Source organism: Pseudomonas sp. 32_A, from assembly GCF_017490905.1.
Classification (GTDB): Bacteria; Pseudomonadota; Gammaproteobacteria; order Pseudomonadales; family Pseudomonadaceae; genus Aquipseudomonas; species Aquipseudomonas inefficax.
The window spans coordinates 1-556 of the sequence record NZ_JAFGYI010000148.1 but is presented as its reverse complement, the minus strand read 5'-3'; the positions used below and the strand labels follow the sequence as shown (position 1 = coordinate 556).

At 66.0% G+C, this 556-nt stretch carries 1 protein-coding gene; it reads right to left on the bottom strand.

Annotation, left to right across the window (positions count from 1 at the left end; all coding sequences use genetic code 11):
• Positions 1-556 (bottom strand): cbb3-type cytochrome c oxidase subunit I (locus tag J5M58_RS26010; RefSeq protein ID WP_207880193.1); only part of this gene is annotated, 556 nt, incomplete at both ends.

The following is a 556-nucleotide window of genomic DNA, read 5'->3' as shown; positions in this document are numbered from 1 at the left end:
CGAGGCTGAACATGCCGACGAACAAGCCCGCGCTGGTGTTCGACGGCATGTGGATGTCCTGATAGACGGCGTTCTTGCCGACGCCGATGCCGTGCTCCTTGCGGTACGCGAGCTCGTCGAGCGCGTGCACGGTCGGGATCACCGCGAAGTTGTAGACGGGCGGCGGCGAGGCCGTCGCCCATTCGAGCGTGCGGCCGTCCCACGGGTCGCCCGTCGTGTCGCGGTAGCCGGGCGCGTTGCGATTGCGCACCGCCACCCACACCTGCGCGACCTGGTGCAGCACGCCGAGCGCGATCAACGCGACGCCGCACGCGGCGACGATGAGCCACGGATGCCAGGCGGGGTTGTCGTAATGGTTCAGGCGGCGCGTCATGCCCATGAAACCGAGCACGTACAGCGGCACGAACGACACGTAAAAGCCGATGAACCAGCACCAGAACGCGCGCTTGCCGAGCTTCTCGTCGAGCTTGAAGCCGAACGCCTTCGGAAACCAGTAATGGAAGCCGGCGAGATAGCCGAACACGACGCCGCCGATGATCGCGTTGTGGAAATGCGC